This window comes from Sandaracinus amylolyticus (genome assembly GCF_000737325.1).
Classification (GTDB): domain Bacteria; phylum Myxococcota_A; class Polyangia; order Polyangiales; family Sandaracinaceae; genus Sandaracinus; species Sandaracinus amylolyticus.
Window position 1 is genome coordinate 1086497 of the sequence record NZ_CP011125.1, and the last position, 14186, is coordinate 1100682.

General features: G+C 71.7%; 15 protein-coding genes. 6 read left to right on the top strand and 9 right to left on the bottom strand.

Annotated elements, in window-relative coordinates:
- The first annotated feature begins 42 nt into the window (after positions 1–42).
- Positions 43–666, top strand: coding sequence for a DUF2378 family protein (locus tag DB32_RS04410; protein ID WP_053231165.1), 624 nt, complete (start codon positions 43–45; stop codon positions 664–666).
- Between the two features lie 14 nt (positions 667–680).
- On the opposite strand, the gene DB32_RS04415 is transcribed toward DB32_RS04410, so the two are convergent.
- From DB32_RS04415 to DB32_RS04425, 3 genes are all read right to left on the bottom strand, one after another.
- Entirely contained in the window at positions 681–1634 is a 954-nt protein-coding gene (locus tag DB32_RS04415) for an alpha/beta fold hydrolase (RefSeq protein WP_053231166.1), read from the bottom strand.
- A 102-nt stretch (positions 1635–1736) separates the two neighbouring features.
- Positions 1737–3767 (bottom strand): carotenoid oxygenase family protein, encoded by a 2031-nt coding sequence (locus tag DB32_RS04420; RefSeq protein ID WP_083457140.1) that lies wholly within the window; start codon positions 3765–3767, stop codon positions 1737–1739.
- A 616-nt stretch (positions 3768–4383) separates the two neighbouring features.
- On the bottom strand, positions 4384–4989 hold the full coding sequence (locus DB32_RS04425; RefSeq protein WP_053231168.1) for a hypothetical protein: 606 nt from the start codon (positions 4987–4989) through the stop codon (positions 4384–4386).
- A gap of 109 nt (positions 4990–5098) precedes the next feature.
- On the opposite strand from DB32_RS04425, the gene DB32_RS04430 reads away from it, so the two are divergent.
- Positions 5099–5959: a hypothetical protein gene (locus tag DB32_RS04430; protein WP_053231169.1), complete on the top strand. Its 861-nt coding sequence runs from the start codon at positions 5099–5101 to the stop codon at positions 5957–5959.
- 81 nt (positions 5960–6040) lie between these two features.
- Here DB32_RS04430 and DB32_RS04435 read toward each other — a convergent pair whose 3' ends face one another.
- Positions 6041–6469 (bottom strand): STAS/SEC14 domain-containing protein, encoded by a 429-nt coding sequence (locus tag DB32_RS04435; RefSeq protein ID WP_053231170.1) that lies wholly within the window; start codon positions 6467–6469, stop codon positions 6041–6043.
- Positions 6466–7413, bottom strand: coding sequence for a terpene synthase family protein (locus DB32_RS04440; RefSeq protein ID WP_053231171.1), 948 nt, complete (start codon positions 7411–7413; stop codon positions 6466–6468). Before DB32_RS04440 ends, DB32_RS04435 begins: the two co-directional genes overlap by 4 nt.
- A 373-nt stretch (positions 7414–7786) precedes the next feature.
- On the opposite strand from DB32_RS04440, the gene DB32_RS04445 reads away from it, so the two are divergent.
- On the top strand, positions 7787–8671 hold the full coding sequence (locus DB32_RS04445) for an MBL fold metallo-hydrolase (RefSeq protein WP_053231172.1): 885 nt from the start codon (positions 7787–7789) through the stop codon (positions 8669–8671).
- A 7-nt stretch (positions 8672–8678) separates the two neighbouring features.
- On the opposite strand, the gene DB32_RS04450 is transcribed toward DB32_RS04445, so the two are convergent.
- The 4 genes from DB32_RS04450 to DB32_RS04465 all read right to left on the bottom strand — a co-directional run bounded on the left by DB32_RS04450 (position 8679) and on the right by DB32_RS04465 (position 11284).
- Positions 8679–9569: a matrixin family metalloprotease gene (locus DB32_RS04450; RefSeq protein WP_169791335.1), complete on the bottom strand. Its 891-nt coding sequence runs from the start codon at positions 9567–9569 to the stop codon at positions 8679–8681.
- Positions 9559–10119, bottom strand: a complete 561-nt coding sequence (locus DB32_RS04455; protein ID WP_157068710.1) for a hypothetical protein — start codon at positions 10117–10119, stop codon at positions 9559–9561. The genes DB32_RS04450 and DB32_RS04455 overlap by 11 nt, the downstream gene beginning before the upstream one ends.
- Positions 10120–10352: 233 nt before the next feature.
- Positions 10353–10832, bottom strand: coding sequence for a MauE/DoxX family redox-associated membrane protein (locus DB32_RS47940; RefSeq protein WP_169791336.1), 480 nt, complete (start codon positions 10830–10832; stop codon positions 10353–10355).
- Positions 10814–11284 (bottom strand): rhodanese-like domain-containing protein, encoded by a 471-nt coding sequence (locus DB32_RS04465; RefSeq protein ID WP_169791337.1) that lies wholly within the window; start codon positions 11282–11284, stop codon positions 10814–10816. Before DB32_RS04465 ends, DB32_RS47940 begins: the two co-directional genes overlap by 19 nt.
- Positions 11285–11542: 258 nt before the next feature.
- Here DB32_RS04465 and DB32_RS04470 point away from each other — a divergent pair, with 258 nt between their 5' ends.
- From DB32_RS04470 to DB32_RS04480, 3 genes are all read left to right on the top strand, one after another.
- Positions 11543–12292, top strand: a complete 750-nt coding sequence (locus DB32_RS04470; RefSeq protein ID WP_053231177.1) for a 3'-5' exonuclease — start codon at positions 11543–11545, stop codon at positions 12290–12292.
- Positions 12293–12368: 76 nt separating this feature from the next.
- Positions 12369–13121: a tetratricopeptide repeat protein gene (locus DB32_RS04475; protein ID WP_053231178.1), complete on the top strand. Its 753-nt coding sequence runs from the start codon at positions 12369–12371 to the stop codon at positions 13119–13121.
- Positions 13121–14164 carry a hypothetical protein gene (locus tag DB32_RS04480; protein WP_053231179.1) on the top strand — a complete coding sequence of 348 codons (1044 nt, stop codon included), beginning with the start codon at positions 13121–13123 and terminating at the stop codon, positions 14162–14164. The genes DB32_RS04475 and DB32_RS04480 overlap by 1 nt, the downstream gene beginning before the upstream one ends.
- Positions 14165–14186 lie beyond the last annotated feature (22 nt).

Sequence of the window (14186 nt, forward strand, 5' to 3'; positions counted from 1 at the left end):
CGACGATGGCACCGCGGGCTGTCAAAAGCAGCCGGCCGTTCCATGACCGCCCCTCACTCGCGCACGACGGACCTGCTGTTCCGCACGCCCCGCGAGGACGCGCCGGTCGACCTCGAGGCGCACCTCTCGCGGCTGCATCCGCGCGCGACGGTCAAGGGGCTCTTCTTCGCGGACCTGATCGCGACGGTCTCGGGCCGCGTGCCCGGGCTCGACGTCGCGGCGCACGCGGGCCTGCCGGCGCGGCGTTATCTGCCGTTCTTCGACTATCCGTGCGCCGATTGGCTGCGCTTGAAGGTCGCGGCGGCGGAGGTGCTGCACCCGCGGATCTCGCGCGGCGCTGCGCTGCGCAGGCTCGGGCGGATGGCGTTCCCGGCGTTCATGCAGTCGCGCGCGGGGCGCTTGATGTTCGAGCTCGCGGCGCCGCGGCTCGAGGACGCGCTCTCGCGCGCGCCGCAGGCGTACGCGGTGATCTCGAACGCGGGGACCGTCGAGTACGTGCGCTCGAGCGCGCGCGCGGCGGACATCGTGTTCATGGGGTTCCCCGGGTTCCTCGAGAGCTATCAGGTCGGCATCGTCGAGGGCGTGTGCGCGCACTACGGCGGTGGCGCGCGCATCGAGATCGCGCTCGAGTCGATCGGAGACGGCTCGATCCGCATCCGCTGGTAGGCGCGCTCCGCGCCTCACGCCGCGCGTCTTGAACGATCGTTCAAGAACGACAGCACCGGCGGCAGGAAGCGCTCGGGCGCGTCGACGTGCGCGAAGTGCGACGCGTCCTCGACCCACTCGAAGCGCGCGCCGGGGACGAGCTTCGCGTACTCGGTGCCGATGCGCGCGGGGACCATCGGGTCGCGCCGCGCATAGAGCAACATCAGCGGCACCGGGAACGCCTCGGCGCGATCACGTCGCGCCTGCAGTCGATCGCGCAGCGCGCGCATCGGGCCGATCGCCATCGTCTCCTGCAGGTACTTGCTCAGCGCGCGTCGTCCTTCGCGCGTGCGCAGCGGCGCCGCGTACTCGCGCGCTTCCTCGAGCGACTTCAGCGTCTCGTCGTAGTAGTGCACGTTGCGGTGGCACCAGCGCTCGGGGTCGCGCGCGATGACGGCGCCGAGCACGTCGTGCGCGAACGGGAGCGAGAGCGCGACGCCGAGCGCGGCGAAGCGTGCCTCGGGGATCCCCGGGCCGTGCACCTGGATCAGCCGCTCGAAGCGGACGCCCTCGAGCGCCGCGTGCATCGCGAGATAACCCGCCATCGAGTTCGCGATGCACGGCGCCGCGCCGATGCCGAGCGCGTCCTGGAGCGCCGCGATCCACGTGACGAACGACGCGGGCGAGTACGACGCGTCGAGGCACGGCTCGCTCTTGCCGTTGCCCGGCAGATCGGGCGCGTAACACGTGAAGCGCTCGCCGAGTGGGCCGAGCACGTAGCGCCACGAGTAGCTCGACGTCATCAGGCCGTGCAGCAGGAGCAGCGGCGGTCCGCTGCCGTGCTTGCGAACGTGCACGCGCGCCCGGCGGCGGGGACCCCACGCGACGTCGACGTCGAGCGTCTCGCGCTCGAAGAACCCGTGCGCGACGCGCGGCACGTCGGGGAGCGCATCGAAGCGCCCCTGCCTGAACGGAGTGAGCGAAGCCATGCGCGCATGTGTCGCTCGAATCGGCGGAGGAGCGCAACGAGCGCGGCCGAGGACCGCCTACGGGTTCACGCTTCTTCGCAGATGCTCGCAGCCCCGCCACTGTCAGCCCGTGAACAGCTGCGCGATCGCGCGGCGCGCGAAGCCGCCGGCCATCACCGCGGTCTCGACGACCTTCACGTAGCGCGGGAGGTCGACGATCGCGGCTCGAAGATCGGGGCGCTCCCAGCCCTCGACGCCTTCGCGATCGATCCACGAGCCGTGCAGCGGGAAGCCGGGGCGCACGCCGATCTCGTCGGGCGCGGGCGTGAGCTTCGCGATCGGTCCCGCCGCGAGCGACTGCTGTCCGTCGAAGATCCAGAGCTCGACGTGCGGGTGCGTCGGGCCCCACACGCAGCCGACGAGCCATCCGTCCTTCGTCGTCGTGCCGCCCGCGCGCGGTACGTAGATCGGCGCGCTCATCAGCCACCCCGGCGGGAACGCGTACGCGCTCTCGAGGCTCAGATCGGCATCGAGCCGGAAGAGCTGCGTCGTGTTCGCCGGGTCGACGAGCTTCGTCAGGAACTGCGCCTCGGGGAGCAATCGCTCGCTCGGCGTGCGCGCCGCGCGGAAGTCGTCGAACGTGCGCACCGCCATGATCTCGGGCAGGTACCCGCCCGCGATCCAGTACGTGTGCGTCTGCGTGCGGACCTGGGCCGCGAGGCTGCTCGCCGCGCTCGTCCCGCCCGCGAGCTCGTACGGCAGCGGCTGACACGGCGGGAGCAGGTTCACGCCGTACTTGAACTGGCTCGCGCTCGCGGGATCGGGGAACGACTTCGTCGACACCAACGTCGCGGTGCTCGAGGTCACGTGCACGACGTGCTTGCGCACCTGGTTGAGATCGGTCGCGTGCGTGAAGAGCCCGCGATAACGATCGTCGACGCGATCGCCCGTCGCGAGCTCGTCGTCCTCGTGGATCTGATCCGCGGGATCCGCGCCGATGTTGTGCTGCGCGTAGAACGTGAGGTGCCCGCTCGAGTCGTCCCAGTCGGCGATCGCGTGGCTGAGCTCACCCGGCAGGCGCACGCGCAGTCCGTCGACGCGACGGCTTCCGTCCTCGAGCGCGCGGCGCAGCGCCTCCTTCGGGATGATGTAGAGGTCGCACGCGGTGCCGGGAACGGGCGCGCGCAGGAATCGCTCGAGCGGGCGCCACATCGCGTCGAGCGCGGGCCGCGCGAACGAGGGCAGCTTGCGCCGCACTTCCTCGGTGAGGAGCCCGAGGATCGGCTCGGCGAGCGCCGACGTGTTGAGCACGAGGTTCGCGTTGAAGACGAGGAGATGATCCCTCGTGAGGCAGATCTGGTGCGCGGACGCCTGCTCCATCGTGACGGGATCGCCGTCGACGTGGACGCGGATCGGTCGCGCCGGGCCGCGCGAGCTGCCGTCCCACGCGGTCACGTAGAGATCGCCGCGCACGATTCGCTGCGAGAACGGCGTGACGAAGTCGAGCACGCGCGGCACGACGTTGGTGAAGAGCAGCGCGGGACGGCCCGAGTCGAACGCGGGGTCGTAGACCGGGTGCCCGCTCGTCATGATCATCGGCGAGAAGGAGCTGCCCACCGCGGTCTCGTAGTCGCGGGCACTGCCGATCGGGCTGACGTGACAGAGCGCGCGCGGATCGATCTCGGTCGGGCGACCTGCGTCGTACGAGACGACGAGGCGACGACCTCCGGAGCCGATCTCGAACGTGGGCACGGGCGTGGTGTTCGCGAGGTTCGCGAGGCCGAGCCAGCTCACCTCCGCGAAGTCGGTGCGCACCGTCGCCTGCGGCGCGATCGCGCGCAGGTGCTGCGACAGCACGTCGAGCGCGCGCAGCGTGAGGCGATGCTCGCCCGCGCCATCGGCGTCGAGATCGATCGCGAGCACGCGCCCGGGCGCGGTGAGCATGTGCGGATGCGCGAAGCGCGCGGTGTGCTCGTCGAACACGGCCTCGTAGGGGAAGACCGTGAAGAGCAGGCGGCCCGAGAGCTCGGCGGGCAGCGGCGCGCTGGCGACGTAGCGCGCGACGCGGTCGTTCGTCTCGCCGTGATAGACGTGGGTCAAGCCCTGCGCTTGGGCCTGGCGGAAGACCGGATCTGGCTGGGGGCCGAGCGACATGTGCGGTGGGGTAACACGGAAAGGCTTCGGCGTGCGGCGCGGGGTGGTGGGGCCGGCCGTACGGAGAGGCTTCGGCGTGCGGCGCGGGGTGGTGGGTCCGGCGGCTTGGTACTCGCGGCTGCCCTTCAGTGGCGGTGAGTGCGTCGGGCATCGGAGCTTCGCTCGCTCGTGCGCTGTCGCGCACAGCGCTCGCTCGCCGACGATCTCGCGTTGCCGTCGTGCGGACCCGCTGCGTGAAGCCGCCGGACCCACCACCCCACGCCCGGTACCGCGGTTCTGCCGTCTTCCTGGGTGAGGGTGAGGAGAGCTCACGACGGTGCCGCGCTGTTCGCGCGTCTCCGACGTTCGCGCGTAGCAGCGCGCTTCGCGCGACTGGAGCCCGTGAAGAGCAGCGCGCTTCGCGCGGCTGAACCCGATGGAGAAGCGCGCTTCGCGCGACTGGAGGCGGATGGAGAGCAGCGCGCTTTGCGCGACTGGAGGCGGATGGAGAGCAGCGCGCTTCGCGCGACTGGAGCTGGATGGAGAGCAGCGCGATGGCGCGGACGTGGATGAGGATCAGCGCGCGTCGATCATCGTCGTCGTGATCGGGCTCGTGATCTCGGTCCTGGAGCGCCGCTCACTCGGTGAGCATGACCGCGAGGGCGCGGAGGATCATCGCCGCGACGAGGACCACGCCGGCGAGCGCGACGAACCGCTGGCGCTTCGTCTCGGCCTGCGCCGCGCGCTGCGAGGCGGCGCGCACGTCGGGCGCCGCACCCGCGCTCTGCAGCGCGTCGTCGATCGCGAGGAGCACGTCCTCGAGGGTCGCGCCGGGCTCGAGCCGCGGCGCGTGCACGAGCAGCTTGGGCTGCGACGCGAGCGACACGACGAGCACGTCGTGGCGCGCGTCTCCGTGCTGGAGGATCATCGCCTTCTGCACGTCGGTGATCGGCACGTCGACGGGCGCGCGGCGCCACGCATCGAAGCGCAGCCGGCCCTCCTCGATGCGAATGGATCCCGCGGGCTGCGGCGCGTGATCGCTCCACGCGATCGCGACGAGCGCTGCGATCGCGACGCTCTCGGAGATCGCGATCGCGAGCCACGGCGCGAGACCCACGAGCACGATCAGCGGATACGCCGCGACGAAGCCCGCGACGAGCAGCCCGAACGTGGCCGCGACGAGGTTCCCGAGCGCCGGAGCGAGCGGACGGCGGAAGGTCGCCAGCGTGAAGGTCGTCGACATCGCGCCGATGCTGGTCCAGCCCGCTCGAGCGCGTGATCGGCAGCGTGCTCCAGCTCACCCACATGTAACCTTTGTCTCGCGATTGATACCGCGCTACCAGGGGCCGCACATGAAGAAGTTGGCCCTTTCGTCGGCGATCGTGATCGCCCTTTCTTCCATCATCGCGCCCACTTTCGCGAGCGCGCAGTCGACGTCGCAGTGCCTCCCCGCGACGCAGCTCTGGAGCGACGATTTCGAGACCGGTGATCATCGCCGCTGGACCGGCCGCGACTACGCGGAGGACTGGGGCGACGAGTGCCAGAGCACCGCGATCACCACCGCGCGCCGCCACTCCGGGCGCTACGCGCAGCGCAGCGAGATCGAGTGCGAGTCGAGCTCGCCCGAGGGCGTGCACCGCGGCTACGGCGGTCTGCAGATCGACGGGCGCGGCACGGTGCTCCCGCAGCACACGAACGCCGGCGCTGGTCTCGACGCGCCGCACGGCATCGTGACCACGTTCTGGACCTGGCTCGACGCCGGCTATGCGTTCGAAGACGGGCGCTGGATGTCGCTCTTCACGATCAACCCGTCGTGCGACTACACCGATCGCGTCGTCACGCTCGGCCTCGATCAGCGCGACGGCGTGATGCGCGCCGCGCACTACTGGCCCGAGGCGACGCAGACGATCGAGCCCGGCGCGCCCGCGATGCCGCTGCGCCAGTGGGTCCGCGTGACCGTCTACATGAACCTGCACACCGGCGACATGCACGTGTGGCAGAACGGGCGGAGCATCCTGCACGTCGAGGGCCTGCACCGTCGTCTCACGACGATGTGCCAGTGGCACTGGGGCCTCTACGCGAGCGCCGACAACAGCGACGTCGAGATGTACGAGGACGACAAGATCGTCTGGCGCCTCGACGCGCCCTACGAGGACTGGGCGCGCGAGCCGTGGATGGGGCAGACCGGCGCGACGCGCCGCGCGTGCCGCTGATCGCGAGCGCTCGATGCACCGAGGAGCCGCGGTCGACTCCGGTCGATCGCGGCTTCCGTGCGTTCGGGGTCGACGCCGTGCTCACGCGGTCTTGGCGGCGGTCTCGGCCAGCTTCAGCGAGCTCGGCACGCGCACGTTGTTGCGGTCGAGCACCGACGCGAGCCACGCGCGCGCCGGCGCGCGGGCATCGAACACCTTCACCTCGGTCGGCAGCGGCGCGACGATGATGAGCCGCGAGAGCACGAAGCGCGCGATCGCCGAGCTCACGACGACCGCATCGCCGATCCACACGTCCTTCAGCGACGGCATCCGCTTCAGCGCATCCGCGAAGTCCGACGCGACCTGGGGCGACACCGTGCTCATCGCGAGCGTGTCGGTGAGCACGACGAAGGGCCCCGACCGACGGGCCCTGTCGATCGCATCCAGCAGCGCGGCGAGATCCGACGGCTCGAGCGCGTTCGTGATCACGACGTCGATGAATGGCCCACTGGTCGAGACGCTCAGGGTCATCCGAACCTCCTGCCGATGGGGAAACGAATCGAGCGCGAATCGAAGTCGGCGTCCTCGTCGGTGACGAACGACGGCTCGACGACGCGTCCGTCGACGACGAGCTTGTGCGCCGCGTAGCGCGGAGCGCGCGCCTCCCAGAGGCCGAACCCCAGCGACGCGTAGCGGACGTCCTCGAGCCAGCGCGCGACCCACGGATCTTCGTCGGCGCTCCAGCTGCCGACGGAGGCTGCGAGCCGGTCGAACGTCTCGAGCGCGCGATCGTGCATCCGCACGATCCGCTCGAGCGCATCGGCGCCCGAGAGATCGGCCTCGTGCTGGAGCGTGGAGACGAGGTTGAGCCGACCGAGCGCGAGATCCTTCCCGAAGCTGAAGATGTCGTTGCCGAGCCCGACGATCTCACCAGACGTCTTCTTCAGCTGCGCCAGGACGGGGTCGTCGTGGAGCGCGCGAGGGAGCTCGTGATCGAGCGCGTCCTCGAGCAGATGGAACGTCGGGTACATGCCGATCGTGACGATGCGCGTCGCGAGCTGCGCCTCGAAGGTCGGGCGCGCTCCGGTCCGACTCCAGTCGTCGATGGCGATCGCCTCCGCGCGCGCTGCGTCGCTCCACGTGATCATCGCGTCGCACAGATCGCGCAGCCAGCGCGCGCTCCGCCGCGCCGCGAGCGCCGAGAAGAGCTGCCACCAGCCTTCGTCGAAGCGTGTCAGTCGCGCGGGACGTCGTCCCTCGAGCACGTGAGTGGGCTCGATGCGCCATCCGTGCTCCAGCGACTCGACGTGGACGTCGTCCCAGAGCAGCCAGAGCGTGAGGTGCTTGGCGATTCGGATCGTCGTCTCGCGCGAGATGCTCGGAAACGGGATTCCCACGTAGCCCGCGACGTCGAACTGGCGCGCTCGCCCGATTTCGGCGCTCGTGCATCCGAGCTGCTCGAGCCATCCGAGCACGACGCTCTCGGCCTCTCGTGCATACGGATTGACGGCAATCGGCGATCGCCAATGCGCCGGAGCGCGTAGTCGGAAACGCGGCGAGCCGTCGCGCTCGAGCCGGTGGGCCTCCCGCTCCGGAAGCACCACGAAATCGGATCCATTCGCGCGCATGTCACCTCCGATTCGCATCGAGCATCGTCCGGTGTCTCGCCGTGGCCGTAAAGCTCGCGAGATGGAGATATGCAGATGGGCTCGGGGAAATCCCCCTCACGAAGAGCGCCAATCGTGGTGGCCAGTCCGCCGGCGCGTGTCGGGGCACGTCCCGCTTCTCGCGAGAGCGCGCGAACGCTCACGGCGCGGCCGTCGTGCTTTCGGGTAGTGGTCCGTCGTCATGACCCGCCGCCGCCTCTGGTCGATCCTCGGGAACTCGCAGCGCCTCGACGGAGGCGCGATGTTCGGCAACGCACCGCGCCCGGTGTGGGAGCGCTGGATCGCGCCGGACGAACGGCATCGCATCCCGCTCGCGTGCCGCGCGATGTTGATCGAGGAGACGCACGACGACGGAACGGTGCGGCGCGTGCTGTTCGAGACCGGGATCGGCGCGTTCTTCGCGCCCAAGCTGCGGGATCGCTACGGCGTGGTCGAGAGCGAGCACGTGCTCCTCGCGAGCCTCGCGCGCGCGGGCACCACGCACGAGCAGATCGACGTCGTCGTGCTCTCGCACCTGCACTTCGATCACGCGGGCGGTCTCCTCGCCGCGTACGAAGAGGGCGCGGCCCCGCGCCTGCTCTTCCCGAACGCGACGTTCGTCGTCGGTCACGAGGCCTGGGAGCGCGCGAAGCACCCGCATCCGCGCGATCGCGCGTCGTTCGTGCCCGAGCTGATCGCGCTGCTCGAGCAGAGCGGGCGCCTCGAGATCGCGTCCGGCGATCGCTCGCGCGCGCTCGGGCCGGACTACGTGCTCCATCGCTCCGAGGGGCACACGCCGGGGCTCGTGCTCGCCGAGGTGCCGAGCGACGCCGGTCCGATCGTGTTCGCGGCCGATCTGATCCCGGGTCGCCCCTGGGTGCACCTGCCGATCACGATGGGCTACGACCGCTGGCCCGAGAAGCTGATCGACGAGAAGGAGTCGCTGCTGCGCGATCTCGTCGCGCGGGGAGGGCGGCTCTTCTTCACGCACGATCCCGAGACCGCGATGGGCCGCGTGACGCGCGATGACGCGGGGCGCTACGGCGTCGGCGAGATCTGGACCGAGCCGAGCGCGCTTCCGATCTGAGTCGGGCTCACTTCCGTCGGCGCGCCGCGACGAGCGTCGCGACCACCACGATCAGCGCCATCGCGCCGCCCGCGCTGCCGCCCGGCAGCCCGGGGACGCTGCAGTTGCAGCCCTCTTCACGCTGGCAGTCGAGCCCGAGCCCGCCGCGCGGCGCCGGGTCGCACTGCTCGGGCAGCGCGCCCGGCGGATAGATCGAGCAGAGCCCGGTGACGTCGTCGGGCTGCAGATCGCGCTTCAGCGTCTCGGCGGGCTCGGCCGACGCCCACATCGTCGCGAGCGCGTCGTCGGGCGTGTGCGCGAGGCCGAAGTAGTGCCCCATCTCGTGCGTGATGACGTTCGGGAGGTCGACCTCGCCGTCGGCGCAGCCCTCCGCGGGGCACACGACGAAGGGGCCGCGCTCCTCGTTGATCTCCATGTCGGCGTCCCAGATCTCGCCGCTCTGCGGGTCGTGCCACACGAGCGTGACCGCGAACGCACGCGCGTCGTGCATGCGCTCGGTGACCCAGCCGTCCTGCACGAAGATCACCGAGTGCACGTTGCGATCGCCGGTGAAGTGCGACGCGCGCTCGCACGCGTTCATCTCGGCGAGCACCTCGACGTGGAGCCCGGTCGGCTGGCCGTCGCAGCGCACGCCTTCCCACGTCGCGATCGCGCCGCGCAGCACGTCTGCGACCTGGTCGGGCGAGAGCGTCGAGCTCCCGAACGTGCTCAGCGACATCGACGTGCAGCGCTGCCGCCACGCGAGCGGGAACGAGTCCGGTGGGGTCGCGACGACGCACGTCTCACCGGGCCCGGGGCGACGTCCGCCGGTCGTCATCTGACACCACGCGCTCGCCTCCGCGGGGACGAGCGCGAGCGTCGCGAGCAGCGCGGATGCGAGGACGCTCTCAGTCCGCACCATGGATCTCCGCGACGAGGTCGCGCACGCGCGCGAGCAGCGCGTCGACCGGCTCCGGCGCCATCAGCGCGCCCGGCGCCGCACGCAGCCGACCATCGCTGCCGCGCTGCACGAGCGCGAGCCCCTCGCCGCCCGGCATCACCATCTCGATCCCGCTCTCGCGCGAGATCGGCAGCACGCCCTGCGACATCCCGATCGGGCGCAGCACGTGATCGGCCGCGACGAGCCGCGCGAAGAGCACGACGCGCTCGCCCTCGACGAAGCTCGGCTCGCCCTCGATGCGCAGGCCCACGTCGCCGATCACGCCGCCGAGCCGCCGCACCACGATCGTGGTCCCTTCGCGCGCGGCACCGTGCATGCGCTCGTCGACCCGGATCGTCACGTCGGTGACGATGCGATCGAGGTGGTCGTAGCGCGCGTCCTGGGAGACGACGGTGCCGACCACGACGTGATCCGCGTCGTGCACGAGCGCGCGGAGGTCCATCGCCTCGGTCGAGGTCGCGTGCGCCACGCCCGCCGCGGAGAGCGACGACGCGACGAGGGCGATCACCACGGCGAGCGATCGCGGGTGAAGAAAGGAGCGCACACGAGCTTCCATGTTCCCCGAGCATGCGGACCGCGAGGGCCCGCCGCAATCAGCACTGCTCCAGCGGGAGGGCTCGCCGGCGCAGGGCCCGCACGGCAGCGCCCGGAGCGGCCGAGCCGATGTTGGACACGCTCTCACCGGCGCGCGACGTGCGCGCCTGCATGCGTCGCCGGTCCTCGCGCCCGATTCCGAGCGCATCAGGTCGACGCTTCGGCAGCGCGCGGCGGCTCACGTCGGTCGCTCGCGAGCACGATCGGCAGGCACGCGAGCGCGAGGATCACGTTGCGCGTCACCGTCGCGCCGCTGACGCGCGCTTCCATCGCGCTGCCGAAGCAGCCGCAGTCGAGATCGATGCCGCGCGCGAGCGCCTGCACCATGCCGAGCGCGAACACGACGAGCATGCCCATCGCGATCAGCGCCGCGCCCGCGGCGTGCACGCCGCTGACGAGCGCGGCCGCGACGACGAGCTCGATCACCGGCAGCGCGACCGCGACCGGTCCGACCAGCGCGGCCGGGAGCACGTGGTAGTTGTCGACGTCGCGCGCGAACGACGCGGGGTCCATCAGCTTCGGGATCGCGGCGCTCACGAACACGGCGGCGATCGCGAGCCGCAGCACGACGACCGCGACGCGGCGGGTGCGAGGCGAGAGGCGCGCGATCACGGGCACACCCGGCACGGTCCGGCCTCCGCGGCATATCCGTTCTCGAGCCAGCCCGGCATGCCGCCGCGCAGCACGCGCACGTCGGGGAGCCCGGCCTCCGCGAGCAACCCCGCGAGGCGCTTGCTGCTCGCGCAGTCGCCGCTGGTGTCGCAGTACGTGATCACCACGCGCGATCCGCGGACGAGCGACGTCGCGCGCTCGTCGATCGCGCCCGTCTCCATCGGCACGTTGAGCGCGCCCGCGACGTGGCCCGCCTCGTACGCGTCGCGCGAGCGTGCATCGACGAACGTCACCGCGACGTCCTCCACCATGCCGTGCGCCTCGGCCTGCTCGATCCAGCGCACCTCGGGCCGCGCTTCGACCGGCGCGGCGCACGACGCGGGCGCCTCGGCGCGCATCCCTTCGACGTCGGGCACGCCGCGCAGGACGCCGATCGCCGCGCCGAGCAGCGCGCCGACGAGCAGCACGCGCCCCGCCTCGATCGCGACCCGCGTCGCGCGACCCGTCGATCGCGCTGCGGCACCGGTGGCGAGGTCGCGCTGGAGAGGCGCCTCCGGGCCAGCTGCATCGTGGGCGGGAACGTCGGGCGAGGGCACTGCTTCTCTGTTGATCGCCGCGCGGAGGAGCTCGCTTCGCAGCGAGCGAGCCCCCGACATGTAGCAGCGGTCGATGCTCGGGGCGAGGCTTGCGACCGCGATCGCGCCCAGGCATGGTCGGGCCCTCCGATGCGCGCCTCGATCGACGTCTGCGGCTGCTTCCCGACCGGCAAACACTATCCAGGCATCGCCGAGCGCATGGCGCGCCTGACGACGCGCGTGCGCGGCATGGCCGAGGGCTTCGAGCCCGCGACCGTGTGGGCCGCGGCGCGCTTCGCGGTGCTCGACTTCGAGACGACGGGCCTCGATCCCGAGGTCGATCGCGTGATCGAGATCGGCGTCGCGTGCTTCGAGGGCGGCGAGCTCGTCGAGACGCGCAACTGGCTGGTGAACCCGGGCATGCCGATCGGCGAGGAGAGCAAGGCGATCACCGGCATCACCGACGAGATGGTCGCGGACGCGCCGAGCTTCGGGGGCGTCTGGGACGAGGTCCGCGTGGTGCTGACCGGGCGCATCCCGGTCGCGTACAACCACGCGTTCGACAGCAAGTTCCTGTGGGCCGAGTGTCGTCGCCTCGGTCTTCCGCCGCGCGGCTCCGAGCTGCCGCCCGCGGCCTGCGACGACGGCGTGTGGATCGATCCGCTCGTCTGGGCCCGCGAGATCCAGAAGGACGAGAAGGGCCACAAGCTCGGCGACGTGTGCGCGCGCCTCGGCGTGTCGCTCGAGACCGCGCACCGCGCGAACCACGACGCGGAAGCGGCGGGGCGCGTGCTGCTCGCGCTCGCCGCGAAGATGCCCGAGCGCTACGGCGACCTGCTGCGCGTGCAGCAGCGCTACGCGGCGACGCAGGACGTCGAGATCACCTGGCGCCGGCGCTGACCGCGGTTCCGAGACGCATCCACACCGACTATCCTCGTCCCGCGCGCGAGAGGCGCTCGGCGCGAGGGGGACGTGGATGCGACTGGGATTCGCAGCGATCGTGATCATCGGCATCGGGCTGGTCGCCGCCGCGCCACGCGCGCGGGCTCAGGAGGACGATGCCGCGCGCGCGCACTTCGAGGCGGGACGTCTGCACTTCGATCGCGGCGCGTACGAAGCCGCGCAGCAGGAGTTCGAGGCCGCGTACGAGCTGAGCGGGCGGCCCGCGCTGCTCTACAACCTCTATCTCACGGCCGAGCGTCTCGGTGACTTCGACACCGCGATCGCGCACCTCGAGCGCTTCCTCGCGGAGGGCTCGCCCTCGGACGAGCAGCGCGCGCAGCTCGAGCCGCGGCTCGACAACCTGAGGACGCGACGCGATCGTGCGCGCGCCGGGATGGAGCCCGAGCCCGAGCCCGACCCGGCGACACCGCCTCCCGCGCCCGCGCGGCGCGAGGGCGATCTCGTCCCTGCGCTGGTCGCGTTCGGGGTGGCCGGTGCCGCGCTCGTGTCCTTCGCGATCACCGGCGGGCTCGCGCTCGCCGAGGACGACTCGCTCTCGAGCGGATGCGGCGCGACGGATCGATGCACCGACGACGAGGTGTCGACGCTCTCGGCGCTCGTCGTCGCGGCGGACGTCAGCTGGATCACCGCGGCGGTCGCGGCGACCGCGGGCGTGGTGCTGCTCGTGACGCTGGGGCTTCCCTCCGGCGACTCGGAGCGCGTGTCGCTCGCGCCGTTCTTCACGCCGGACGGCAGCGGCGGCGTCGTCGTGATGGGGAGGCTCTGATGTCGCGCTTCGGATCGATCACGCTCGTCGCATGCGCGCTCGTCGGATCGGGTCTGGTCGCGGGCTGCACGATCGCGCTCGACCCCGGTCGACACCAAGGCGCGGTCGACGACGACGACGGAGGCTCGCAGTCCGACGGCGGCGGGAGCGACGGCGGCGGGCACGACGACGCGCAGGTCGACGGAGACGGCGGCGGTGGGTGCGCGGGCGGCGGTGTGTGCGAGCCGGCGGCGCCGCTCGGCTGGAACGGTCCGATCGTGCTCGTCAGCGGCGCCGGCGACGTCGATCCCCCCGCGTGCCCGGCATCGGCGCCTTCGACCGCGTTCACCGGCAAGAGCGAGCCGAGCGCGTCGCCCGCGACGTGCGGGTGCGAGTGCACGCCGCCCTCGGCGGCCGCGATGAGCTGCGGCGTCGGCACGATCACGACGACCGGCAACGCGATGTGCATCACGATCCCGACGAACCACGCGACGATCTCGGACGGCGAGTGTCGAAGCATTCCGGCGCTTCCGAGCGGCGGCCGCTGGTCGGTCACGTCGCCTGCGTTCTCGTCGAGCATGGGATGCACGCCCGCGCCGTCGGTCGACGTGCCGCCGATCACGTGGGAGGCGTCGCACCGCGGGTGCGGCTTCGGCTCGCCGGTGTCGTGCGGGGACGCGCGCGCGTGCGCGCCGGAGCGCGCCGAAGGCGAGCGGCTCTGCGTGTGGGCGGAGGGTGAAGCAGCGTGCCCCGCGGCGTTCTCGGAGCAGGTGATCACGGCCGACGGGGCGGACGACGAGCGTGGATGCTCCGAGTGCACGTGCGGGTCGATCACGGGCTCGTGCGGCGGGCACGTCGACATCATCAGCGAGTGCCCCGCGGGCCCGACGACGATCGCCTACGCGCGCATCGGCGTCGCGTCGTGCACGCCCGCGAGCGCGATCGGCGGCACGCGCGCGCTCGCGAGCTTCACGCCGACCGGCAGCTGTCCTCCGAGCGCGACGACGCCGACCGGGACCGCGACGCCGACGGGCGTGCGCACGGTGTGCTGCGTGCCGGAGTGAGCGCGCGAGATCGTTGGAGCTC

Bases quoted from the DNA above. Each gene is read 5' to 3' on its own strand.
- DB32_RS04435 (WP_053231170.1), bottom strand. From the start codon at position 6,469: ATGACCCTGAGCGTCTCGACCAGTGGGCCATTCATCGACGTCGTGATC.
- DB32_RS04480 (WP_053231179.1), top strand. From the start codon at position 13,121: ATGTCGCGCTTCGGATCGATCACGCTCGTCGCATGCGCGCTCGTCGGA.
- DB32_RS04410 (WP_053231165.1), top strand. From the start codon at position 43: ATGACCGCCCCTCACTCGCGCACGACGGACCTGCTGTTCCGCACGCCC.
- DB32_RS04475 (WP_053231178.1), top strand. From the start codon at position 12,369: ATGCGACTGGGATTCGCAGCGATCGTGATCATCGGCATCGGGCTGGTC.
- DB32_RS04445 (WP_053231172.1), top strand. From the start codon at position 7,787: ATGACCCGCCGCCGCCTCTGGTCGATCCTCGGGAACTCGCAGCGCCTC.
- DB32_RS04470 (WP_053231177.1), top strand. From the start codon at position 11,543: ATGCGCGCCTCGATCGACGTCTGCGGCTGCTTCCCGACCGGCAAACAC.
- DB32_RS04420 (WP_083457140.1), bottom strand. From the start codon at position 3,767: ATGTCGCTCGGCCCCCAGCCAGATCCGGTCTTCCGCCAGGCCCAAGCG.
- DB32_RS04430 (WP_053231169.1), top strand. From the start codon at position 5,099: ATGAAGAAGTTGGCCCTTTCGTCGGCGATCGTGATCGCCCTTTCTTCC.
- DB32_RS04425 (WP_053231168.1), bottom strand. From the start codon at position 4,989: ATGTCGACGACCTTCACGCTGGCGACCTTCCGCCGTCCGCTCGCTCCG.
- DB32_RS04415 (WP_053231166.1), bottom strand. From the start codon at position 1,634: ATGGCTTCGCTCACTCCGTTCAGGCAGGGGCGCTTCGATGCGCTCCCC.